This is a genomic window from Streptomyces sp. NBC_00637 (assembly GCF_045161545.1).
Classification (GTDB): Bacteria; Actinomycetota; Actinomycetes; order Streptomycetales; family Streptomycetaceae; genus Streptomyces.
This window is the reverse complement of sequence record NZ_CP109046.1, coordinates 849,103-871,665: the sequence shown is the minus strand read 5'-3', so window position 1 is coordinate 871,665 and position 22,563 is coordinate 849,103. Positions and strand designations below refer to the sequence as shown.

The 22,563-nt window shown below is 72.7% G+C and carries 18 protein-coding genes and 1 pseudogene; 11 read left to right on the top strand and 8 right to left on the bottom strand.

Annotated features, from left to right (window positions below; all coding sequences use genetic code 11):
• Positions 1-84: 84 nt before the first annotated feature.
• The 3 genes and pseudogenes from OG440_RS03695 to OG440_RS03685 form a co-directional block, all read left to right on the top strand.
• Entirely contained in the window at positions 85-546 is a 462-nt protein-coding gene (locus OG440_RS03695; RefSeq protein WP_406005366.1) for a DUF1348 family protein, read from the top strand.
• Positions 547-556: 10 nt separating this feature from the next.
• Positions 557-1,072 carry a flavoprotein gene (locus tag OG440_RS03690; protein WP_406005365.1) on the top strand — a complete coding sequence of 172 codons (516 nt, stop codon included), beginning with the start codon at positions 557-559 and terminating at the stop codon, positions 1,070-1,072.
• An 8-nt stretch (positions 1,073-1,080) separates the two neighbouring features.
• Positions 1,081-1,398: pseudogene (locus OG440_RS03685) on the top strand (aldo/keto reductase); the annotation flags it as partial.
• Positions 1,399-1,449: 51 nt separating this feature from the next.
• On the opposite strand, the gene OG440_RS03680 reads toward OG440_RS03685, so the two are convergent.
• Positions 1,450-2,274 carry a phytanoyl-CoA dioxygenase family protein gene (locus OG440_RS03680; RefSeq protein WP_406005364.1) on the bottom strand — a complete coding sequence of 275 codons (825 nt, stop codon included), beginning with the start codon at positions 2,272-2,274 and terminating at the stop codon, positions 1,450-1,452.
• A gap of 69 nt (positions 2,275-2,343) precedes the next feature.
• Between OG440_RS03680 and OG440_RS03675 the strand changes: the two genes are divergently transcribed.
• Together OG440_RS03675 and OG440_RS03670 are read left to right on the top strand one after the other, a co-directional pair.
• On the top strand, positions 2,344-3,303 hold the full coding sequence (locus tag OG440_RS03675; RefSeq protein ID WP_406005363.1) for a helix-turn-helix domain-containing protein: 960 nt from the start codon (positions 2,344-2,346) through the stop codon (positions 3,301-3,303).
• Between the two features lie 302 nt (positions 3,304-3,605).
• On the top strand, positions 3,606-5,606 hold the full coding sequence (locus tag OG440_RS03670; RefSeq protein ID WP_406011245.1) for a ricin-type beta-trefoil lectin domain protein: 2,001 nt from the start codon (positions 3,606-3,608) through the stop codon (positions 5,604-5,606).
• 9 nt (positions 5,607-5,615) lie between these two features.
• On the opposite strand, the gene OG440_RS03665 is transcribed toward OG440_RS03670, so the two are convergent.
• Together OG440_RS03665 and OG440_RS03660 are read right to left on the bottom strand one after the other, a co-directional pair.
• Positions 5,616-6,911 (bottom strand): SLC13 family permease, encoded by a 1,296-nt coding sequence (locus tag OG440_RS03665; RefSeq protein WP_406011244.1) that lies wholly within the window; start codon positions 6,909-6,911, stop codon positions 5,616-5,618.
• A 72-nt stretch (positions 6,912-6,983) separates the two neighbouring features.
• Positions 6,984-9,353 carry a SpoIIE family protein phosphatase gene (locus tag OG440_RS03660; RefSeq protein WP_406005362.1) on the bottom strand — a complete coding sequence of 790 codons (2,370 nt, stop codon included), beginning with the start codon at positions 9,351-9,353 and terminating at the stop codon, positions 6,984-6,986.
• Between the two features lie 325 nt (positions 9,354-9,678).
• On the opposite strand from OG440_RS03660, the gene OG440_RS03655 reads away from it, so the two are divergent.
• Entirely contained in the window at positions 9,679-12,765 is a 3,087-nt protein-coding gene (locus tag OG440_RS03655; RefSeq protein ID WP_406005361.1) for a glycoside hydrolase family 2 TIM barrel-domain containing protein, read from the top strand.
• Between the two features lie 59 nt (positions 12,766-12,824).
• On the opposite strand, the gene OG440_RS03650 is transcribed toward OG440_RS03655, so the two are convergent.
• Complete coding sequence (locus OG440_RS03650) at positions 12,825-13,391, bottom strand: isochorismatase family protein (protein WP_406005360.1); 567 nt, start codon at positions 13,389-13,391, stop codon at positions 12,825-12,827.
• Between the two features lie 218 nt (positions 13,392-13,609).
• Between OG440_RS03650 and OG440_RS03645 the strand changes: the two genes are divergently transcribed.
• The 4 genes from OG440_RS03645 (at position 13,610) to OG440_RS03630 (ending at position 18,682) form a co-directional block, all read left to right on the top strand.
• Positions 13,610-15,850, top strand: a complete 2,241-nt coding sequence (locus tag OG440_RS03645) for a glycoside hydrolase family 9 protein (RefSeq protein WP_406005359.1) — start codon at positions 13,610-13,612, stop codon at positions 15,848-15,850.
• A gap of 94 nt (positions 15,851-15,944) precedes the next feature.
• Positions 15,945-16,190: a hypothetical protein gene (locus OG440_RS03640; protein WP_037735240.1), complete on the top strand. Its 246-nt coding sequence runs from the start codon at positions 15,945-15,947 to the stop codon at positions 16,188-16,190.
• 3 nt (positions 16,191-16,193) lie between these two features.
• Positions 16,194-16,571, top strand: a complete 378-nt coding sequence (locus OG440_RS03635) for a toxin Doc (protein ID WP_406005358.1) — start codon at positions 16,194-16,196, stop codon at positions 16,569-16,571.
• A gap of 467 nt (positions 16,572-17,038) precedes the next feature.
• Positions 17,039-18,682, top strand: coding sequence for an RICIN domain-containing protein (locus tag OG440_RS03630; protein WP_406005357.1), 1,644 nt, complete (start codon positions 17,039-17,041; stop codon positions 18,680-18,682).
• 85 nt (positions 18,683-18,767) lie between these two features.
• Here the strand turns inward: OG440_RS03630 and OG440_RS03625 are convergent, their stop codons facing one another.
• A complete protein-coding gene (locus OG440_RS03625; RefSeq protein WP_406005356.1) occupies positions 18,768-19,937 on the bottom strand; it encodes a lactate 2-monooxygenase in 1,170 nt (389 codons plus the stop codon).
• Positions 19,938-20,136: 199 nt separating this feature from the next.
• Positions 20,137-20,730: a hypothetical protein gene (locus OG440_RS03620; protein WP_406005355.1), complete on the bottom strand. Its 594-nt coding sequence runs from the start codon at positions 20,728-20,730 to the stop codon at positions 20,137-20,139.
• A gap of 381 nt (positions 20,731-21,111) precedes the next feature.
• On the opposite strand from OG440_RS03620, the gene OG440_RS03615 reads away from it, so the two are divergent.
• Positions 21,112-21,546, top strand: coding sequence for a subtilase-type protease inhibitor (locus OG440_RS03615; protein ID WP_406005354.1), 435 nt, complete (start codon positions 21,112-21,114; stop codon positions 21,544-21,546).
• A 168-nt stretch (positions 21,547-21,714) separates the two neighbouring features.
• Here the strand turns inward: OG440_RS03615 and OG440_RS03610 are convergent, their stop codons facing one another.
• Both OG440_RS03610 and OG440_RS03605 read right to left on the bottom strand, forming a co-directional pair.
• The gene (locus OG440_RS03610) at positions 21,715-21,912 is read right to left on the bottom strand and encodes a CDGSH iron-sulfur domain-containing protein (RefSeq protein ID WP_307166705.1); all 198 of its coding nucleotides are present in this window, start codon (positions 21,910-21,912) and stop codon (positions 21,715-21,717) included.
• On the bottom strand, positions 21,893-22,555 hold the full coding sequence (locus tag OG440_RS03605; protein WP_406005353.1) for a HemK2/MTQ2 family protein methyltransferase: 663 nt from the start codon (positions 22,553-22,555) through the stop codon (positions 21,893-21,895). Before OG440_RS03605 ends, OG440_RS03610 begins: the two co-directional genes overlap by 20 nt.
• Positions 22,556-22,563 lie beyond the last annotated feature (8 nt).

Sequence of the window (22,563 nt, the reverse complement as noted above, 5' to 3'; positions counted from 1 at the left end):
CTTGACGGGAGAACGTGCGTTCTCTACGTTAGCAGCCACACCGGAGAACGATCGTTCTCGTCGGCTCAGGAGTCAGGAGACGCCATGTCGGACGCCCGTCCACCCCTGCCGCCCTTCACCCGGGAGACCGCGGCGCGGAAGGTCCAGGCCGCCGAGGACGCCTGGAACACCCGTGACCCGCACAAGGTCGCCCTCGCCTACTCCGAGGACTCGGTCTGGCGCAACCGCGACACCTTCCTCACCGGCCGTGCCGCGATCGTCGAATTCCTCACCGCCAAGTGGGCCCGCGAGCACGAGTACGCGCTCCGCAAGGACCTCTGGGCCCATGACGGCCATCGGGTCGCCGTCCGCTTCCAGTACGAGTCGCGCGACGCGGCCGGGCAGTGGTGGCGCAGCTACGGCAACGAACTGTGGGAGTTCGACGAGCGCGGGCTGATGACGCGCCGTGAGGCGAGCATCGACGATCGGCCGATCGAGGAGGCGGACCGGCGGTTCCACGGGCCGCGCCCCGAGGCCGAACGGGGGCTGTCCTTCCCGCTTGAGTAGGGTGCGCGAGGTGACCGAACAGGACGAACAGCCGCCCTTTCTCTACGTCGTCGTCTGTGCCGCCGGCATCGCCGCGGACGTCGGCAGGCTGATCACCGCCGCCCAGCAGCGGGGATGGCACGTGGGCGTCATCGCGACCCCCCACGCCATGAACGGCTTCTTCGACACCGCGGCCGTCGAGGCGCAGACCGGTCGCCCGATCCGCTCCGCGTGGCGGCGCCCCGGCGACCCCCGCCCGTTCCCCGAGCCCGACGCGGTCGTCGTCGCCCCGGCCACCTTCAACACCATCAACAAGTGGGCGGCCGGCACCGCCGACACCCTCGCCCTGGGCACCCTGTGCGAGGTCTCCGCGCAGGGCGTCCCCCTCGGGGTCCTGCCCTGCGTGAACGAGACCCTCGCGGGCCACCCCGCCTACCAGGACAGCCTGATACGGCTGCGCGGCATGGGCGTGCGCTTCGGGTACCCCTACGACGGCGCCCGGGGCGAGGAGTTCGACTGGGAGCGGGCGCTGGACCTGATCGAATGAGGGAGGCGGCCCGTGGCCGCCTCACCCGCGACCGGGGTACGGAGACCGGCCGCAGCTCCACGGACGGCTTCGGCGGCTCCCTCTGCCCGGAGGGCGACCGCGGCCTCGTCGAGGCGGTCACCCGCAGCGCGGCCGGCCGGGGCGTCCCCCGCGCCCGGGTCGCCCTCGCCCGGCTCCTCCACCGGCCCACGGTGACCGCTCCGATCGTCGGGGCCGCGAAACCCCGGCACATCGACGACGCGGTGGCGGCCACCGAACCGGCCCTGTCCGAGGGGGAGTCGGCGGAACTGGAGGAGCTCTGCACGCCCCACCCGATCGCCGGCCACCGAAGCTCGCCGCCGGACCCGTGGTCGAGGAACGGACCCCACGCGGGAGCGCTAGTGCGGGCCTCGCGGTGCGAACTCGGTGCCGCAGGGCCCCGCCCCCTCGCTGACCGCCAGCGGCACCCGCTGCCCACCCATCGACACCGTCCGGTAGTACTGCCCGATGCGCCGCGCCGACTGCCCGGCATAGTGGCCGATGAACGACCGCCGGAACCGGTCCGTGCTGCGGTTGGGGCCCGAGCCGTGCACCAGGCTGCCGTTGAAGAACAGCACGTCACCCGGGGCCATGTCGACCGGCACCGCGGCGAGTCCGGGCGGCGGCGGCACGTACTCGCGCGCGAACGACACCTCCGCGTCCGCCTCCTCCGGGCAGAGCAGTCCCATCCGGTGCGTGCCGGGCACGACCTCCAGGCCGCCGTTCTCCCGGTCGATCACGTCACAGGCCAGCCAGGCCGCCACGCACGTGCCCGGCTCGACCCGCAGATAGAAGTTGTCCTGGTGCAGTGCCTGGCCCCGGGCACCCGGCGGCTTGAAATAGAACATGCTCTGCGCGGCCAGCACGTCCTCGCCGAGCAGTTCCTCCAGCACGCCCCGCAGCCGCGCGTCCAGCAGCACCCGCCGGGCGAGGGGACTGATCTCGTGCGGGTGCATCACCCTCGGGTACGCGCGCAGCGGATCGGCGGCTCCGGGACGCGGCTCGAAATGCCCGGGTACCGGCCGCCCGGCCGCGTGCAGCCGCGTGAACTCCTCGCACAACCGGTCGACCTCGTCGTCCCCGAACAGCCCGCGTACGACGGTGAAGCCGTCCTCCCGGTACTGCCGCAGCCCCGCGCGGGTCAGGACGGGTGCCCCGGCGGCGCCGGTGTCCGTGACGGTCATACTTGCCCTCCTCGGTCCACTGGTCTCGACCCGTCACGCTAGGCCGACGCACTTCCCGGGAGGATGCCCATGCGTGCTGACGACCTGCCCAGGACTGCCGAACCCGCGGATCCGTCCCCGCCGCCCGGCCTGGTGGTGGTCGGCCACTTCGACGAAACGACCGGGTACGGCGTCAACCGCCCCCAGGGGTCCGACAGTTGGCTGTTCACCTGGACGACGGGCGGGCGCGGCCGACTGCGGCAGGGCGACAGCGAGGCAGCGGCGGGCGCCGGGGACCTGGTGGTGCTCGCGCCCGGCGTCCCGCACGCCTACACCGTCGAACCCGGCGCGCGGCACTGGCGGTTCTGGTGGGCCCACTGCCAGGCCCGGCCCGCCTGGTCACCCTGGCTTCGCCCGTACGCCGCCGGCGACGGTCCGGACGGCCTGTACGCCGTCGGCCCCGTCCCGGCCGCTCTGCACGACCGGATGGAGGGCGCCTGGCGGCGGACGCACGCCGACGCCCGGTGGACCGGTGCCGAAAGTCCGGCTGGCGAGCGGGGGATCGGGGTGGCCCACGGCTCCGCGGCCCGGGAACTCGCCCTGTGCGGGCTGGAGGAGGCCGTCCTGCTCGCGGCCGCCTCGGCCCGCGCTCCCGTCACCCCGCCCGGCCTCGACGATCGCGTCCGCCGGGCCCAGGCGCGGATGACGGCGGACCCCGGCGCCCCGCACACCGTCCGCTCGCTCGCCGCGGAGGTCGCGCTGTCGCCCTCGCGCTTCGCGCATCTCTTCACGGAGCAGGTCGGCCGCTCCCCGATGCGGGCCCTGCTCGAGACGCGACTGTGCCACGCCGCCCGGCTGTTGGAGGGCACCGACCTGTCCGTGGAGCGTGTGGCGTCGGCGTCGGGCTTCGCGAGCGCGTTCCACTTCAGCCGTGTCTTCCGCGCCCGCCACGGCACACCGCCGGGCGCGTACCGCGACGGAATGCGCCCGGCAATTACCGTCCCGAAAGGCATCCCGAAAGGGGCACCAAAAGGGACACCGATACAGTGACCACCCCACAGGGGTTCCGCCGTTGACGTTTCGTCAAGACAATTCGAGCGGTGCGGAATGCACGAAACCGCGAGATCTCTTGTTCTGCCTGGTCCGGCTGTGCAAAGGTGAGCCCTGTCGGCGCACGGACAACGATTTTCCCGGTGCGCGCGAGACACCTCCCGTTCACACCCCCCACGCTTCAAAAGAGCGGTCCCCCCGCGGACGTCAGAGGTGCCGAACCCTGTGCGAGTCGATCCCGCTTCGTGGGCGGGATCCCATACCCATTGGTATGGACTTTATGCCGCATGCCCCCGGAAGGAATGCAGCCCGTGAATGACGCAGGCCTGTCGAATTCCCCTTCGGCTCGCCGCTTCGACGCGACGGACGAACAGCTGAGCTCCGAGCTGAAGAAGTGGACGGGGGCGTCCCCCGCACTGCATCCCGTCGGTGAGCTGCTGGACCGTCACTGGGCGGCCGCTTTCGCCTATGCCCGGCTGTGCGCCGACGGCGAGCGAGCGGCCGGCATGCTCACCACCGCCGCCTTCACCCGGCTGTTCGGGGAGAGCCTGCGGCAGAACGGGCCGACCTCCGCGTGGCGCCCCCACCTGCTGGTCACCGTGCGCCGCATCGCCGGTGAATGGGACGCGGACGGCCGCCGCGACCTGCTGCACCCGGAGCTGCGCTCCGAGGGCGAGGACCGCGACCGCACCGCCGCCCGGCTGCTGCCGCCGCTGAACCGGCGCATCCTGTCCCGGGCGTTCCAGCGGCTCCCCCAGTCCGCGCGCTGCCTGCTCTGGCACATCGAGGTCGAGGCCGAGCCCCTGGCGGTGCCGGCCGGACTGCTGGGCATCGAGGACGAGGGCGCCCGGGTCGAACTGCGCCGGGCCCGCGAGCGGCTGCGCGAGGAGTGCCTCCAGGTACACCGTGAACTCGCCACCGACGACGAGTGCCACCGCTACGACCGGCTGCTGGACGTCACCTGCCGCCGCGGCGGCGCCGACCTCGACCCCGATCTGCGCGCCCACCTGGAGCAGTGCCGGCACTGCCTGCACACCGCCGACCAGCTGCGGCAGTTCGAGGGCGTGCTCGGCACCGCCCTGGCCGAGGGCGTCCTGGGCTGGGCCGCCGCGGCTTATGTGGAGGTCAGGGTGGCCGGCGACGGCGAACCCGTCGAGACCCCCGCGCGGCAGCCCCGCGGCTACGCGGGCGAGGCCTTCACCGACGGGGCCCCCGCACCCTCGGAGCCCGCCACGGAAGCCGATACCAGGTCCCTCGGCGGGCTGCGTGCCGGGGTGATCTCCCGCATCGGGTCGCGGGGCGCCGCCGCCGTGCGGACCGGTGCCGTGTCCGGCGCCGACTCCCGTCCCGGAGGGAGCCGTTCGGCGCAGAAGGCGGCCCGCCGCGCCCGCCGCCGCAACCTCGCCGCCGCCGTCCTGACCGTGAGCGGACTGGTCGTGCTGCCGCTCGGTGTGTGGGCCGCCGTCGGCTCCGGTGACGGAACCGCGCCCTCCGCCGGCAGCGAGTCGGCCAAGACCCCGGCCCCCGGGACGGACACGGCCACGTCCGACCCGTCCTGGATCGACGTCGGCGAGGACGCCCAGGGCACCCTGCGCGGCCGTCTGCACAACGTGGCCTCCGGGCTGTGCATCGGCATCGCCGGCACCAAGGCCGTCAGCGGTGCCGAGACCGAACTCGCCGCCTGCTCCTCCGCGGCCGGTCAGCAGTGGTCGTACGAACCGGACGGGCTGGTGCGCAGCGCCGCCGACGCCGATCTGTGCCTCGACTCCCACCTGGGCTTCTCGGTGCGGCTGGGCCCGTGCGGGGGCGCCTCCCAGTCCGAACCCAAGAACGTCCGCTACGACTTCACGCTCCAGGGCACGCTCGTCCCGCGCTCGGGTCAGAACCTCGCGCTGGCGCCCGCCGCCACCGACGGATCGGGCGACCTCGTCCTGAAGAACCGGGTGGACAGCGCCGCCCAGCGCTGGGTGATCGACACCTCGCAGCCCGACCCGCAGATGCAGTTCGTCAACTGGGGCGCCGACAGCACCGGGTCGGCCACCCCGGAGCCGACCCCGACGCCCAAGTCCGCGAAGCCCCCGACGCCCACGCCGAAGCCGTCCGCCACCCCGACCGCCACGAACCCGACGGGCTCCTCCGCGGGCTCGAACACCACGTGCTCGTACTACGCCACCACCTCCTGCTCGTGGGACGGTCGGTCCGGCTCGTCCGGCGGCTCGGGATACGGCTACGGCGGTTCCGGTTACGGATACGGATACGGCGGATACGGCTCGGGCTACGGCGCCGGCAGCGGGCACAACTGACCCGAGCGGTCAGACGCCGACCACCTGGAGCGAGGCCCACAGCGCCACGACGGCCGGCACCAGCGCGGCCGGCACCGTGAGCAGACCCAGCCTGGTGAACTCCCCGAGATCCACCCGCTCCTCACGCGCCTGCACCACGCGCCGCCACAACAGCGTCGCCAGCGATCCGGCGTAGGTGAGGTTCGGGCCGATGTTCACCCCGAGCAGCACCGCGAGCACCGCCCCGGTCCCGGCCGGGGCGGCCAGCGGCACCAGGACCAGTACCGCGGGCAGATTGTTGATCAGGTTGGCCAGGACGGCGGCCAGCGCCGCGACGGCCAGCAGGGCGAGCAGACCCGAGCCGTCCGGCAGGGCGTGCCGCAGCGCGCCGGCGAGTCCGTTGTCGACGACCGCGCGCACCACGATGCCGAGCGCCAGCACGAACGCCAGGAACCCCGGCGCGGCGGCCCGCACCACGGCGACCGGCGTCACGCGCCGCCGCACCAGTGCCCGTCCGGCCATGACCAGGGCGCCGGCGAACGCGGCCCAGGCCGGTTCGATCCCGACGGCCGACGCCACCACGAACCCGACGAGCGTGCAGGCCACGGTGACCAGCGCGAACAGCGGCAGCCCGGGTGCCGGGCCGTCGGCGGCGGCGGGCTCGGCGGCGGGCAGGTCGGCGGCGAAGAAACGCCGGAAGACCAGGTACTCGGCGCCGATCGCGACCACCCAGGGCAACACCATCAGGGCGGCGAACCGGGTGAAGCTCAGCCCGCTCGCCTCGAACGCCAGCAGGTTGGTGAGGTTGGATACCGGCAGCAGCAGCGAGGCGGTGTTCGACAGGTGCGCGCAGGCGTGGACGTGCGGTCTGGCGCGCACGCCCATCCGGGCGGCGGTGGCGAACACGACCGGCGTCAGCAGCACCACGGTGGCGTCCAGACTGAGCACGGCGGTGATCACCGAGGCCAGCGCGAACACCGCGACCAGCAGTCGCCGGGGGCTGCCCGCCGACTTCCGGGCCATCCACGCGCCGCACGCGGTGAAGAGTCCCTCGACGTCGCACAGGTGCGCCAGCACGAGCACCGCCGCGAGGAAGCCGACCACCGGTCCGAGCCGCTCGGCCTCCGCCAGCGCGTGTTCCGGCGAGACCGCTCCGAGGGCGATCACCACCGCGGCGGCGGGGACGGCGACGAGGGCCTCGGACCGCCCGGCAGGGCGCAGCACCGCCCAGCCGAGGGCGGCGGCGAGCAGGACGACGGACAGTGTTTCGGCGAGCGGGGCGTTGATGCGGATCTCCGGGAGCGGGGTGCTGTGGTGCCCGCCCATCTGACTGGTCCGGGTGTCCGTCCATATAAACATGCCGGGGTAAAACGCCTGCCAAGTGAGGGGGAGGGCGCCTCACTCCTCGTCGAGCAGGCTCAGCTCCGCCCAGATCGTCTTGCCCTCGGGAGTGTGCCGGCTGCCCCAGCGCTGGGTGAGCTGGGCGACCAGCAGCAGCCCGCGCCCGCCCTCGTCCCAGGTTTTCGCCCGACGCAGGTGCGGGGCGGTGTGGCTGGTGTCGGACACCTCGCAGATCAGCGTCGTCGCGTCGTGGATCAGCCGGAGCCGGATCGGGTGGGCGCCGTACCGGATGGCGTTGGTGACCAGTTCGCTCACCACGAGCTCGGTGGTGAAGGACGCCTCGCCCAGTCCCCAGCGGGAGAGCTGCTCGACCGCCTGTTTGCGGATCGGCGCGACCAGCGCGGGGTCGGCGGGGATGTCCCAGGTCGCGACCTGGGAGGCGGGCAGGCCCCGGGTGCGCGCGAGCAGCAGGGCCACGTCGTCGGCGGCGCCGCCGGGCGGGAGCAGGGCGTGCAGGATCCGGTCGCAGGTCTCGTCCAGGGAGTCCGAGTAGGCCGCCAGGGTCTCGCTCAGCAACCGCAGACCGGCGCTCACCTCGCGCTCACGGGACTCGATCAGACCGTCGGTGTAGAAGGCGAGCACACTGCCCTCGGCGAGCTCCAGCTCGGCCGTCTCGAACGGCAGCCCGCCCACGCCCAGCGCGGGACCGGCCGGCACCTCGACCCGCCGGGCCGGGCCGTTCGGCCGCAGCACCACGGGGGCGGGGTGCCCGGCCCGGGCCAGCGTGCAGCGTCGCGACACGGGGTCGTAGACCGCGTACAGGCAGCTGGCGCCGACCTCGCCGGGGTTGCCCTCGCCGCCGGCCTCCTCCGACAGCCGGACGACCAGGTCGTCGAGATGGGTGAGGAGTTCGTCGGGGGCGAGGTCGATGTCGGCGAGGGTGCGTACGGCGGTGCGCAGTCTTCCCATCGTGGCCGAGGCCTGGATGCCGTGCCCCAGGACGTCGCCGACGACCATGGCGACGCGCATCCCGGACAGCGGGATCACGTCGAACCAGTCGCCGCCGACCCCGGCGCGGGCCGCCGGGAGATAGCGGGAGGCGGCGTCGACGGCGGCGGTGCGGGGAAGGGTGCGCGGCAGCAGGCTGCGCTGGAGGGCGAGGGCCGTTTCGCGCTCGCGGGAGAACCGGCGCGCGTTGTCGACGCAGACGGCGGCCCGGGCCGTGATCTCCTCGGCCAGCAACACGTCGTCCGGGGTGAACGGGTCCGGTCGGCGGAACCGGGTGAGGACGGCGACGCCGAGCGTCACACCGCGGGCCTGGATCGGCACGGACATCGTGGAGTGGATGCCGATCTCCCGCACCCGGGCGCCGCGTACCGGGTCCCAGGCGAGCCACGCGTCCAGGCCGCCCCCCGCCAGGGAGCCGATGATGGTGTGCCCCGCGACCAGCGAGTCCGCCTGCGGTGATCCGGTCGGGTACTGCTGGACCTCGCCGGGCTTGGCCACCGCCTCCGGGCTGCCGGGGTTCACCGAGTGGTGCGCGGCGCGCCGCAGTCCCACCGGCGGGCTGAACCGGCTCGGCGGTTCCCCGCCGTCCTGCGGGTCGAGCAGGTCGACGCTGACGAAGTCGGCGAGCGCGGGCACGCAGACCTCCGCCAGCTCCTGAGCCGTCCGGGTGACGTCGAGGGTGCTGCCGATGCGCACGCTGGCCTCGTTGACCAGTTGGAGCCGCTCGCGCGCGAGGTAGTTCTCGGTGAAGTCGTGGGCGGTCAGACACACGCCCCGGATCCGCCCGTCGGCGTCGGTGACGGGCGCCATCCGGGCCAGCCAGGCGTGGGCGCGCGCCTCGCCGCCGGTGCGGGTGTACGTCTGCACGTCCTGCGCCCGGCCGGTGGTGAGCACCCGCAGCATGTGCTGTTCGAGTTCCGTGCTCTGCGGTGCGCCGCCGATCTCGGCGAGCCGCAGGCCCCGGATGCGCTCCTCGGGCAGTCCGATGACCTCACGCATCGCGTCGTTGATCCGGCGCAGCCGCAGCCGCTCGTCGTAGACGGCGATGGCGCAGGGGGACTGGACCAGTCCCGCCGCGGCGAGCAGAGCGTCCGAGGAGCCGGGTCCGTCGCCGGACAGCGGGGTGACGACGAGCCAGTGTCCGGGGTCGTCGGCCCGGGCGGGGAGGCGGTGGGCCAGCAGCCAGACCCGGACCGGACGGCCGTCGCGATGGCGCAAAGTGACCGTTCCGTCCCAGCGCGCACCGGTGAGGTCGGGTGTGCCGTCGGCCAGCAGATCCCGTGCGGGCCGGCCCAGGACGTCGGCCGGGGCCCAGCCCAGGAGGGTCCGGGCGCCTTCGTTCCACGCGGTCAGCGCGCCGGAGTCGTCGATGACCGCCCGGGCCGTCGCGGCCTCGTCGAACGGATACTCCGGGCTCATCTCGGCACTCCATCGCGGACACTCACAGTGAACAGGCACGTCACTTCCGTTCCAGCCTAGTGTGTCCCGCTCCCCTGCGGACGGGAACCCCCACGGCTCGGCCGAACAGCGAGTTCCCGCCGAGGTCAAGGGATAAAACCGGCCTATCCCCGGCGATCCCGTGTGCCGGAGCCCGTGTCGGCGCTCCCGGGCGCCGCAGAACGGGCGGGCGCCTCCGGACCCTTGACGGGCGGGAGTGGACCGTCGTCAGATTCTGTTTGTTCACGATCAGTTGTGAGTACTTCTGGTTCCTGATGAGCTGGTTCCTGATGAGGGAGAGCCGACCATGACGGTCACCCGCAGATCGGTCCTTCTCGCGACCGCGGCCGCACCGGCCGCCGGAGCGCTCCTCGGCACACCGGCGGCGCGGGCCGCCGCGGCCGCCGTGAGCGCCACCGGCCGCCGCACGGTCGCCCTGCGCGACGGCTGGCGCTTCGCGCTGGCCGACCCCGGCGGGATCACCGACCCGACCGGGCGGTACGCGGACGCCGCCGACCCCGGCCACGACGACTCGACCTGGCGTGCGGTGGCGGTCCCGCACGACTGGAGCATCGAGCAGACGCCCACCACGCAGAACGGCACGACCAGCGGCACCGGCTTCTTCCCCGGCGGCCTCGGCTGGTACCGCCTCGCCTTCACACTGCCGCCCGGCCACGCCGGCCGGCGGATCTCGGTCGAGTTCGACGGCGTCTACATGGACTCGTACGTCTATTGCAACGGCACCGAGGTCGGCCACCATCCGTACGGCTACACCGGCTTCGCCTTCGACCTCACCGACCTGCTGCACACCGACGGCACCACCGAGAACGTGCTCGCGGTCAAGGTGCAGAACCGGCTCCCGAGCAGCCGCTGGTACTCCGGCAGCGGCATCTACCGTGAGGCCCGCCTGGTCGTCACCGAACCCGTGCACGTGGACCGCTGGGGCACCCACGTCACCACCCCCGAGGTCACCGACGAACGGGCCGTCGTCCGGGTCGCGACCACCGTGGCGAACGCGTCCGGCGCGAGCGCGGACGTCGAGGTCGTCTCCCGCGTGCTCGCCCCCGACGGCCGCACCGTCGCGCGCGCGTCCTCCACGGTCGCCGTCGCCGAACGGGCCACGCAGACCCACGAACTCGTCGTGCGCGATCCCCGGCGATGGGACTTCGAGACCCCGCACCGCTACACCCTGGAGACCGAGCTGCGCGTCGCCGGCCGGACCACCGACACCTACCGCACCCCGTTCGGCATCCGCACCTTCCGCTTCGACCCGGACGAGGGTTTCCACCTCAACGGCAGGTACGCCAAGATCAAGGGCGTCGACCTGCACCACGACCTGGGCGCGCTCGGCGCCGCGATCAGCGTCGACGCCGTCCGCAGACAGATGACGATCATGAAGTCGATGGGCGTCAACGCGTTCCGCACCTCTCACAACCCGCCGTCGCCGGAGATGATCCGGATCTGCGAGGAACTGGGCATCGTGATGCTGGTGGAGGCGTTCGACTGCTGGCGCACCGGTAAGACGCGGTACGACTACGGGCGGTTCTTCGACGAGTGGTGCGAGCGGGACGCCACCGAGATGGTGCTCGCGGCCCGCAACTCGCCCGCAGTCCTGCTGTGGTCCATCGGCAACGAGATCCCCGACTCCACCTCCACGGCCGGTCTCGCCATGGCCGACCGGATCATCACCGCGATCAGGGCGGCGGACGACACCCGGCCGCTCATCATCGGCTCGGACAAGTACCGCACCCCGCCCGCCAAGGGCTCCGCCGCCGACCTGATGCTCGCCAAGCTGGACGGCCTCGGGCTGAACTACAACACCGCCAAGTCGGTGGACGTCCTGCACGCGACCTATCCGCACCTGTTCCTGTTCGAGTCCGAGTCGTCCTCGGAGACCTCGACCCGCGGCGCCTACCAGGAACCCGAGCACCTCAACACCGGCGAGAACCACACCCCCGGCAGGCGGGCGACCTCGTCCTACGACAACAACCTCGCCTCCTGGACGATGAGCGGCGAGTACGGGCACAAGAAGGACCGCGACCGGAAGTGGTTCACCGGGCAGTTCCTGTGGTCCGGCATCGACTACATCGGCGAGCCGACCCCGTACAACGTCTTCCCGGTGAAGGCGTCCTTCTTCGGCGCGGTCGACACCGCCGGGTTCCCGAAGGACATGTACCACCTCTTCCGCAGCCAGTGGGCCGACGAGCCGATGGTCCATCTGGTGCCGATGACCTGGAACCACCAGGCGGGCGACACGGTCGAGGTGTGGGCCTACTCCAACGTCGACACCGTGGAGCTGTACCTCGACGGAAAGTCCCTGGGCGTGAGGAAGTTCGACACCAAGAAGACCGTCGACGGCCGCGCCTACCTGGAGACCACGGAGGCCACCGGCGACGACAAGACCTTCACCACCGGCCCCTACCCCGGCAGTTACACCAGCCCGAACGGCAGCGCGGGCAAGCTGCACCTGACGTGGCGGGTGCCCTACCGGCCGGGGGAGCTGAAGGCGGTGGCCCGCCGGGGCGGCAGGACGGTCGCCACCGACGTACTGCGCACGGCCGGCGCCCCGCACGCCGTACGGCTCACCCCGGACCGCAAGTCCTGCCCGGCGGACGGGCGTTCACTGGTCTTCGTCACCGCCGACGTGGTCGACGCGCGCGGGACCGTGGTGCCCGACGCCGAACACCTCATCTCCTTCGAGGTGAGCGGCGGCTCTCTCGCCGGCCTGGACAACGGGCGGCAGGAGAGCGCCGAGCGCTACCAGGCCAGTACCCGCACCGCCTTCCACGGCAAGGCCCTCGCCATCGTCCGCTCCGGTACGGACCCGGGCGCCCTGCGCGTGACCGCGCGTGTGGACGGCCTGCGCAAGGGCACCGCCTCCGTGCGCACCACGCATGCCCGGACGAAGGCGACCACCCCGGCCGCCGCCTTCGCCCCCGACCCGCCGGCGCCCGTCGACCTTCCTCACGCGGACGCGAGTTACTCCGGTCGCCCGGACACCCTGCCCGCCGCCATGCTGGACGGCGACCCGGCCACCGGCTGGTCCAACGCCTTCGCCAAGGCGGCCACCGCCCTGCTGCCCGCCTTCGGCGGGGCCCGGCCGCGGGACTGGATCTCGGTGGACTACGGGCGCACCCGGGACTTCGACCGGGTCGAGTTGTCCTTCACCGTCGACGCCACGCACAGCCTGCCCGCGGCGGTCGACGTGGAGGTCTGGGACGGTGAGCGTCATGTGCCGGTCACCGGGGTGACCGTGGACCGGGCCACCGGCTCGGACGCGCCGACGGCCGTCACCTTCGACCCGGTCCGCGGCTCCGGGCTGCGGCTGACCCTGACCAGCGGCGCACCCGGTACGGCCCAGGGATCGGTGCGCGTCACCAAGTGGGAGGCCTGACCCGGTCGAGGAACGGCGGCAGCCCCGTGGGGCTGCCGCCGGCCGCGCACGAAGGCGTCTCAGCCCGCGTCCGCCGCCTCGAAGGTCACCTTCACCGTGTCCACCGTGCTCGCGCCGCGCCCGGGTGCGCTCTGCCACGACCAGTACAGGTTGGTGTGGGCTATCACCTGCTCCGGCGCCGGAGCGCCGTACGTGCTCAGGTCCTCCGTCGTGTGCGCGTCGCCGACGAGTGTCACGTCGTATCCCCGTACGAAGGCGCCGTGCAGTGTCGAGCGGATGCACGCGTCGGTCTGTGCCCCGGTGACGACGACCCGGCCCACGCCGTGGTGTGCGAGCACCGACTCCAGCACGGTGTCCTCGAAGGAGTCCTGGTAGGTCTTGTGGACGAGGGGCTCGGTGTCGAGGCGGACCAGTTCCTCCACGTACTCCCAGTCCTCGCTGCCCTGTTCGAGGTCGTCGTCGGAGTGCTGCACCCAGACGACCGGCACGTCCCGCGCGCGGGCGGCGTCGACCAGGGTGCGGATGTTCGCGATCACCTCGTCGCGCCGGGGCGCGCCCGCCACCAGGCCCCGCTGGACGTCGATCACGAGCAGCGCGGTGTTCGGCCGGTCGGGCAGGGTGGTCATGGAGATCTCCGGTCCCTCGTTATGGATGTGATCGGCGCTCGGACGGTCCACAGTAGGACGCGGCACCGACAACGGCTCCGAACGCATCGCGTCAGGACCGTTGACGGGGTGTCATGACTGCAACAAACATGTCCTGCGACCCTGCTCTGGGAGCGCTCCCACGAGATGGCACCCGCATCCCGTACGGAGCGTCCCGCATCTCCCCGAGGAGCCCGGACGTGAAACGACGCAGAACCGCCCTGCTGTCCCTCGCGGCCCTGCTGGGCGCGGCGCTCACCGCGCTGCCCGTCCAGCAGGCCGGCGCCGACGAGGTCGAGCAGGTCAGGAACGGCGGGTTCGACGCGACCGCCGACCCGTGGTGGAGCAGCAACGTGACCGCCGGTCTCTCCGACGGCCGGCTGTGCGCGGACGTGCCGGGCGGCACGGTCAACCGCTGGGACTCCGCCGTCGGTCAGGACGCGATCACCCTGGTGAAGGGGTCGTCGTACCGGTTCTCCTTCAGCGCCTCGGGTGTGCCCGAGGGGCATGTGGTGCGGGCGATCGTGGGACTCGGCGTCTCCCCGTACGACACCTGGTACGAGGCGACCCCGGTGCTGAACGAGTCGGCGGACGCCTACACGTACACGTTCACCTCGCCGGTCGACAGCGCCCAGGGACAGGTCGCCTTCCAGGTCGGTGGGAGTGCCGATCCCTGGCGGTTCTGCCTGGACGACGTGTCGCTGCTGGGCGGGGTGCCGCCGGAGGTGTACGAGCCCGACACCGGGCCCCGCGTGCGCGTCAACCAGGTCGCCTACCTGCCGGGCGGACCGAAGAACGCGACACTGGTCACCGACGCCCCCGCGAAGGTCCCCTGGCAGCTCAAGAACGGCTCCGGGGCGACCGTCGCGCACGGCTGGAGCGTTCCGCGTGGCCTCGACGCCTCCTCCGGACAGCGCGTCCACTCCATCGACTTCGGCGGCTATCGCACGCGCGGGACGGGCTTCACGCTGGTCGCCGACGGCGAGACGAGCCGCCCCTTCGACATCGGCACGGCCGGATACGAGCAACTGCGGCTGGACGCGGTGAAGTACTACTACACGCAGCGCAGCGGCATCGCGATACGGGACGACCTGCGGCCCGGCTACGGCAGGGCGGCCGGCCACGTGAACGCGGCCCCCAACCAGGGCGACTCCGCTGTCCCGTGCCGGCCCGGGGTGTGCGACTACACCCTCGACGTCACCGGCGGCTGGTACGACGCGGGCGACCACGGCAAGTACGTCGTCAACGGCGGCATCGCCACCTGGGAGCTGCTGAGCACCTACGAGCGTTCCCTGCTCGCCCGCACCGGCGACCCGGCCGCTCTCGGCGACGGCACGCTCGCCGTCCCGGAGAGCGGCAACAAGGTGCCGGACATCCTCGACGAGGCCCGCTGGGAGCTCGACTTCCTGCTGAAGATGCAGGTACCGGACGGGCAGCCGCTCGCCGGCATGGCCCACCACAAGATCCACGACGAACAGTGGACCGGTCTGCCGCTGCTGCCGGGCGACGATCCGCAGAAACGCGAACTGCACGCGCCGACCACCACCGCGACCCTCAACCTGGCCGCCACGGCCGCCCAGGCGGCCCGCCTGTACCGGCCCTACGACAAGGCCTTCGCGGCGAAGGCGCTGACGGCCGCGCGCAAGGCCTTCACGGCGGCCCTCGCGCACCCGGCCGTGTACGCCGACCCCGCCGACGCCATCGGCGGCGGCGCCTACGACGACAACAACGCGACCGACGAGTTCTACTGGGCGGCCGCCGAGCTGTACCTGAGCACGGGGGAGAAGCAGTTCGCCGATCAGGTGCTGAACTCCCCGGCGCACACGGCCGACATCTTCGTCCCCAACGGCTTCGACTGGTCCCGCACGGCGGCCGCCGGCCGCCTCGACCTCGCGACCGTCCCCAACAAGCTCCCCGGCCGCGACAAGGTCCGCGGATCGGTGGTGCGGGGCGCCGACGTGTATCTCGCCACGCTGGCCGGACAGCCGTACGGCATGCCCTACGCCCCCGACGGCAACCGCTACGACTGGGGTTCCAGCCACCAGGTCCTCAACAACGCCGTGGTCATCGCCACCGCCTACGACCTCACCGGCGCCTCGAAGTACCGGGCCGGCGCCGTGCAGAGCATGGACTACGTCCTCGGGCGCAACGCGCTCAACCTGTCGTACGTCACCGGCTACGGCGAGGTGAACTCCCACCACCAGCACAGCCGCTGGTACGCGGGCCAGCTGGATCCCCGGCTGCCGGATCCGCCGCACGGCACCCTGGCGGGCGGCGCCAACTCGAGCATCCAGGACCCTTATGCGCAGGCCAAGCTCCAGGGCTGCGTGGGTCAGTTCTGCTACATCGACGACATCCAGTCCTGGTCGACGAACGAGACCGCGATCAACTGGAACGCGGCGCTGGCCCGCCTGGCCTCCTTCGTGGCGGATCAGGGATAGGAGAGACGGGGCCGAATACCCTGCGGTACCGCGCGGTCATCAGTGTGACCTGGGGATATTTACGGGTAAGTACCCGCGCGGTACCGTGAAGGGCATGCCAGCCCTCAATGTGGAATTCAGCGATCGCGAGCTGGAGGACCTGCGGCAGATCGCCAAGGAACGCGGTACGTCGATGAAGGCACTCGTGCGGGAGGCGGCCGCCGCCGACATCGCGCGGCACCGGGCGCTCCAGGAGGGGGCGGAGGCCTTCCGCAGGTTCTTCGCCTCGCATGCCGACGAGTTCGCCGCCGCCTTCCCGGAAGACGAACGCTCCGTGCGGGGCGAGGGGCGGGTCGCCTGACCGATGACCTCCGTCATCCATATCGACGTGCCCTGGCTGCTCCAGCGCCACGAAGAGGTTCTGCCGGAGCAGCCCACCGTCAACGACTTCTCGGCGCTGGTCGCCGCCGTCGCCCGGCACCGGGTCGATCCGCCCAAGCTCGGCGTGGACTCCGATCCGGCCTGGCGGGCCGCCGCGCTGCTGCACACCCTCACCCTGCTCAGGCCCCTGCCCTCGGCCAACGCGCGCTTCGCCTGCGCGACCGCGGTGGCGTACATGTTCACGAGCGGGGCCGGCATCGATCCGCCGTACGGCGCGCTCGTCGACCTCGCCCGCGATCTGCTCGACGGCAAGACGGACGTCTACGGCGCCGCGGACCGGCTGCGGTCCTGGCAGATATAGAGGGACCGGCCTCTGTCCTGGAGGTTGTGGGCATGCGCAAAGCGTTTCGGGCCGCCGGCCGAGGGCGGGAGGAACAAGGCCGGCGGCCGTTTCGCGCAGGAGAGCCGCCGTCCTGCGCGGGGCCTCCGAGGAAGTGGCCGGTTCCAGCCAACTACCCGGGCCGGTGTGCCGGGAGCGTGCGAGACGCCCCGGCGTGTGCGCGAGTTTCACACGGGGCGCATGGGCGGATTCCGGCCGCGTCGGCACAGGCCGCCGAAAGGCGTGATGTCCGGTGTGTACAGGGCCCGCTTATCGACTTTTCATCAACAAAGCGCGGCCGCGGCCTTCGCCTTGTTGTGTGCGACTGAGTTGTGCAAAGGTGAACCGCCCATGCGGGAGGTCATGACCAAACCCCCCGCGTTCGTCGGCGGAGGCGAATTCGCGCTCCCTGCCGCACCGAACAGGTACGTACCAAAGGAACCCGCTCAGTGCCCACCCCTCAGCCTCCCCGTCCGCCGTATCCTCCGCCGGGCGGGGGCCCCGGAGAATCCGACGAGTCACTCGCCGCGGGAATACGCGGCGGCGCGGACAGCGAGGTCGCCCAGTCCACCGCCCTGCTGATCGCCCGGCACTGGCGGCCGGTGCACGAGTACGCGGTCATCTGCCTGGCGTCCTCCGGGAGCGTGGCCTCCATGGTCACCGCGGCCGCCTTCCACCAGGTCCTCGACCGGCTGAAGCTGGGCGAGCCCGGCACCGCGCTGCGGCCCCGACTGCTGGTGACCGTGCGGGACATGGCCCGGCTGTGGTCCGCCGACGAGGAAGTGTCCGGCGTGCTGCCGGTGCTGCGCAAGCCGGCCGGCGCCCGGGGGATGCGGGCCGCGAAATCCATGACCCCGGAGAACCGGGTGCTGGCGGAACGCTCGTTCCAGGGCCTTCCCGCGGTCGCTCGCTGCGTGCTGTGGCACGTGGAGGTCGAGGCGGAACCGGTCACCGTCGCCGCCGGTCTGCTCGGGATGGACACCGACACGGTGGCCGGTGCCCTGGAGCAGGCCAGGGACAAGCTGCGCGAGGGCGTCGTCCGCGCCCACCGGGAACTCGCGCCGAGCAAGGACTGCCGCTTCTACAACCGGCTGCTCGACGTCCCGATCCGCCGTGGCGGCGACCTCCTGCCGGATGTGCGCAAGCACCTGGACGAGTGCCGCTACTGCCGTGCCGCCGCCGAACAGCTCGGCCACTTCGAGAGCGGCCTCGGTGTGCTGCTCGCCGAGGCGGTGCTCGGCTGGGGCGCCCGCCGCTATCACGACACCCGCCCCGGCCGCGCCAAGCAGCAGACCGTACGGCTCAAGGGCTCCGCACGGCACGGCGGCCGTGGCGGCCGTGGTACCCGTGGCAGAGGCGGCAGCCTGCTCTCGCGCATCCCCACGCCCCGCAGGCGGTCGTCGGGGGAGACCCGCTCGCCGCGCGCCCTGCTCACCGGCGTCGGCCTGGCCTCGGCCGGCCTGCTGACCACCCTGCTCGCCGCCGGCATGTGGTCGGACGACGGCGGGGCCGACCCCGCCGCCTCCACCAGCGGAACCGTCCCGGGCATCGACTCGCAGGCCGCCACCGCCTCCCCGACCGCCCCGGACACCGCCCAACTGCCCAACGCCCCACGGCAGACCAGGCTGCGCAACGCCGCCGCCGACCTCTGTCTGGACGTCCGGGGCGAGGCGAAGGCCGGCGCCGCCGTCGAACTGGCGGACTGCTCCTCCGACGCGACCCAGCAGTGGTCGTACGACGACGACGGGCAGTTGCGCAGCGTGGCCGGGGCCGGTCTGTGCGTCGACTCCCACGCGGACGCCGGGGTGGTCATCCTCGGCGCGTGCGTGGACGAGACCGACGCCCGTGGGGACGACGTCCGCTACGACCTCACCGTCCAGGGCGAGTTGCTGCCCCGCTGGGACGACGCGCTCGCCCTCGCACCGGCCGGTGAGCAGTCGGGCGCCGACGTGGTCGTGAAGGTCCGCGACCAATCCACCGGCCAGCGCTGGCTCACCGACGTCGCCTCCGCCACCCCCGGATCCCTCGCGGTCACCGGTACGGACGCCCCCGCGTCGGCCCAGCCGGTCGATTTGGCGGACGGCACCGCCTGAGGGACGAAGGTCGCGGCCCCGTCCTGCCCCGGCCCGCCCGCGGGGCAGGGCGGCGACCGGTGGCCGTGCGGTCACCCGCCCGACGTCACCCGGCGTCCTCGACGAGGTCGGCCGGGCCCACGGTCGCCGGGCCGGCGTGGCCGGACAGGGCGAGCGTCAGGTCGAGTTCCGCGAGCAGACAACGGATCACGTGCTCGACGCCCGGCTGTCCGTCCAGGCCGAGGCCGTACACGTAGGGACGGCCCAGCAGGACCGCCCGCGCGCCGAGGGCGAGCGCCTTGAAGACGTCGTCGCCGGTGCGCACCCCGCTGTCGAACAGCACCGTCAGCCGGTCGCCGACCGCGCGCGCCACCCGGGGCAGCGCGTCGGCGGCCGCGACCGAACCGGCGACCTGTCGGCCCCCGTGGTTGGACACCACCACACCGTCCATCCCGGCGTCGGCGGCCAGCCGGGCGTCGTCGGGGTGCAGGACGCCCTTCAGGACGATCGGCCCGTCCCAGTTCTCCCGCAGGAACGCCAGGTCCGGCCAGGTCTTCCCCGGGTCCGCGAACAGGCTGACGAAATGCATGACGGCCGCGTTCGGGTCCTCGTGCACGGGCTTGGCCAGGCCCGCCAGGAAGGCGGGGTCGGTGAGGTAGTTGGCGGTCCCCACGCCGTGCAGGAACGGCAGATAGGCCTGGTCGAGGTCGCGGGGCCGCCATGCCAGGAGCGGGGTGTCCAGGGTGACGACGAGCACCGAGAACCCGCTCGTCCGCGCCCGCCGGAGAAAGCTGCGGGTCACCTCGCGGTCCTTGGACCAGTACAGCTGGAACCAGCGCTCGGCGTCCCCCATCACCTCGGCCACCTGCTCGATCGGCGTGCTGGACGCCGACGACAGGACGAACGGCACCCCCTGCGCGGCCGCCGCCCGGGCGGCCGCCGACTCGGCTTCCGGATGCATGATCGACAGCACGCCGACGGGCGCGAGAGCGAGCGGCGCGGGCAGGGCGCGTCCCAGCACCTCGACCGACAGGTCCCGCTCGTGCACGTCCCGCAGCATGCGCGGCACGATCCGGCGGCGCTCCAGCGCGGCACGGTTCGCCCGCGCGGTGCTGCCGTCCCCCGCGCTGCCCGCCACATAGCCGACCGGCCCGGGCCCGAGGCGTTGTCCGGTGAGCTCCTCGAGCCGGGTCAGGTCCGTGGGCAGCCGGGGGACCGCGCCCGTCATCCCGTTGAGATAGATCTCGTACTGGAAGTCCGCCCAGTGCTTCGTCATCCGTACGTTCCGCCTCTCGCCGTCCCGTGGTCGCGCGTCGTCGCCGTCGCACGGCGACCATACCGGCGGGTCGGTGGCGGCGGTCCGGCGGTCCGGTCGACGGCCGGCCCGGTCGGTACGGCGGCGGGTTCGCCGGCGTTCGCGCCCGGTCCGGCGAGCGGAGGCGCCGGCGGCTCCGCGGTCCTGGCGCCGGGCGTCGTCATTCTTCTTCCGCGTCGGGAGCGGGCGAGTCCACCTCCCCTCCGGGGCCGGGGTCGGGGGTCGTGTGCGGGTTCGTGTCAGGCCCCTGCGCCCGCACCCGCTGGACGTGTTCCAGGGAGTCGCGCAGTTCGGTGAGCCAGTCGTCGGTGTGGCGCTGGACGAGGCGGACGCACCAGGCGAGCGCGTCGCTGCGGCTACGGGCCACGCCCGCGGCGATCAGGGTGTCGAGGACCTGGCGTTCGGGCTGCCGCAGCCGGGTCATGACAGGCGCGGCCACGTGCGTGAACAGCGCCCGCTCCCCGTCGCACACCACGCCCCAGGACACCTTGCGCCGGAACCGGTGCTCGGCGTCGGCGGCCACGTCGATCCGGGTCTCCCGGGTGCGCTCGCGGAACTCCTGGATCCGGGCGGTGACCGCCGCCTCCCGCTCGGCGGCCGACGCGTCCTCGGCCAGCCGGGGCGCGGGGATGCGGCCGATCACGGTGATCTCCTCCCGGTCGACCGTCACCTCGGCCGGCTCCTCGAAGAGGTCGTCGGGCAGGCGACCAGCGAACCAGCCCCTCAGCTTCTCTTTCTGCTCGGTCGTAATCACGTAATGACGATTACTCCGCTGGTACATGAACGCAAGGGGTCGAGAAGGAGTCCGCCGAGAGCGGAACGCGCGGGTGTGCGGGCGGGTCTCGGGAGGGGCCCGGGGAGGGATTCGGAGCCGCGAGCGGAATGTTTCAGGCCTATTAACGAAGCTATGGAAACCGGTCACCAAGGAGACCGAAGGGATCATGAAGCGCTTGCTTCCGGCGTTGGAACGTTCGAATTCCGTTACTTCTCGCCACTGATTCAATACGCAAGGTTACTGAAACCCATGGGGTCGATGTGAGATTCGGCTGCGGACTCGGCAGACTCGCGCTCGCCGTGTTCGACACCGATCGAGCCGGACCGGCACACCCCCGAATCGAGCGGAAGGATGCACACAATGCGGAACACCGCGCGCTGGGCAGCGACCCTCGGCCTCACGGCCGCCACCGTCTGCGGATCCCTCACCGGATCCGCGCTCGCCGCCCCGGCCGCAGCGCCGACCTCCCTCTACGCCCCGTCGGCCTTTGTGCTGACCGTGGGTCACGGAGAGACCGCCGCCACTGTCAACGCGGCCCGGGCCGTCACCCTGAACTGCGCCCCGACGCCCTCCGGCACCCACCCCGCCGCCGCCCTCGCCTGCGCCGAACTGCGCGCCGCCGGCGGCGATCTCGACGCCCTGGCGGGCCCGGGCAACGCCGTCTGCACGAGGCAGTACGACCCGGTGGTCGTCACCGTCGACGGCGTATGGCAGGGCAAGCGCGTCACCTTCGAGCGCGCCTTCTCCAACGAGTGCGTGAAGAACGCTGCCAGGAGCAGCCTCTTCGCGTTCTGAGACCGGGATCGCGTGGTCCCCGTGGACGCCGAGAGAGGCTCGTGAGGTGGGGAGTGCGAGCCCCTGACACGGGAGCAGCGTGATTCCGTACCCGAAGGCCGGACGGGCAGTGTGGGGCTGCCCGCCGGCCTTCGGTGCGCGTTCACGAAAGAGCGCGCCGGGAGGTGTCTAGGACCGCTCCCGATGGCTGGTGTCGCACCAGGGGTAGCGGCGGCTGCGCCGGCAGGTGCACAGGGCGACCCGGAACCGGTCGGAGGCGACGGTGGTGCCGTCCTCCAGTTCCACCTCCACCGGTCCCTCGACGAGCAGGGGGCCCCTGCGCTGGACGCTGATCCGACAGGGCCTGTCAGCTGGGGAGTTCGGCACGGACGACCACCAGTTCCTCGTTCTCGTCGTCGGCGGACAGCAGGCCCCGCTCCCTCAGCCAGTCCCTGCGCTCCCGCAGGACCGGGCCGAAGGGGATGCGTCGGCGCCGGGTCACGGACGCCTTCAGGCCGGACGCGCGCAGGACCGTCAGGGTGCTCGCGGGGTCGCTGAGCGCGGAGTGGACCATCAGCAGCACGCCGCCGGGCCGCAGCAGCAGGGGAGCCTCGGCGCAGATCCGGTCGAGCAGGAGCCTGCCGTCACCGCCCCCGTCCCAGGCCCGGGCCGTCCCGCGGGCCGCACGGTCGCCGGCCGGAGCGGGCACGTACGGCGGGTTGGTCAGGATCAGGTCGAAGGACTGCCCGCGCACCGGGGCGAAGAGGTTGCCGCGGTGCACGCGCACCGGCAGCCGCTCCCGCCAGGCGTTGAGGCGGGCGGAGTACACCGCGCGCCAGGACACGTCGACCGCCGTGACCCGCGTGCCGCGCCGTGCGGCCTCGATCGCCAGCGCGCCGGTGCCGGTCCCCACGTCGAGGACGTCGGCGCCCGGAAGCAACGGTTCTTCGGACAGCGCTCCGGCCAGCAGGGCGGTGTCCTCCTGAGGGGCGTACACGCCCGGGAGTGCGAGAGGGTTCACGCCGACCAAGTACCCCG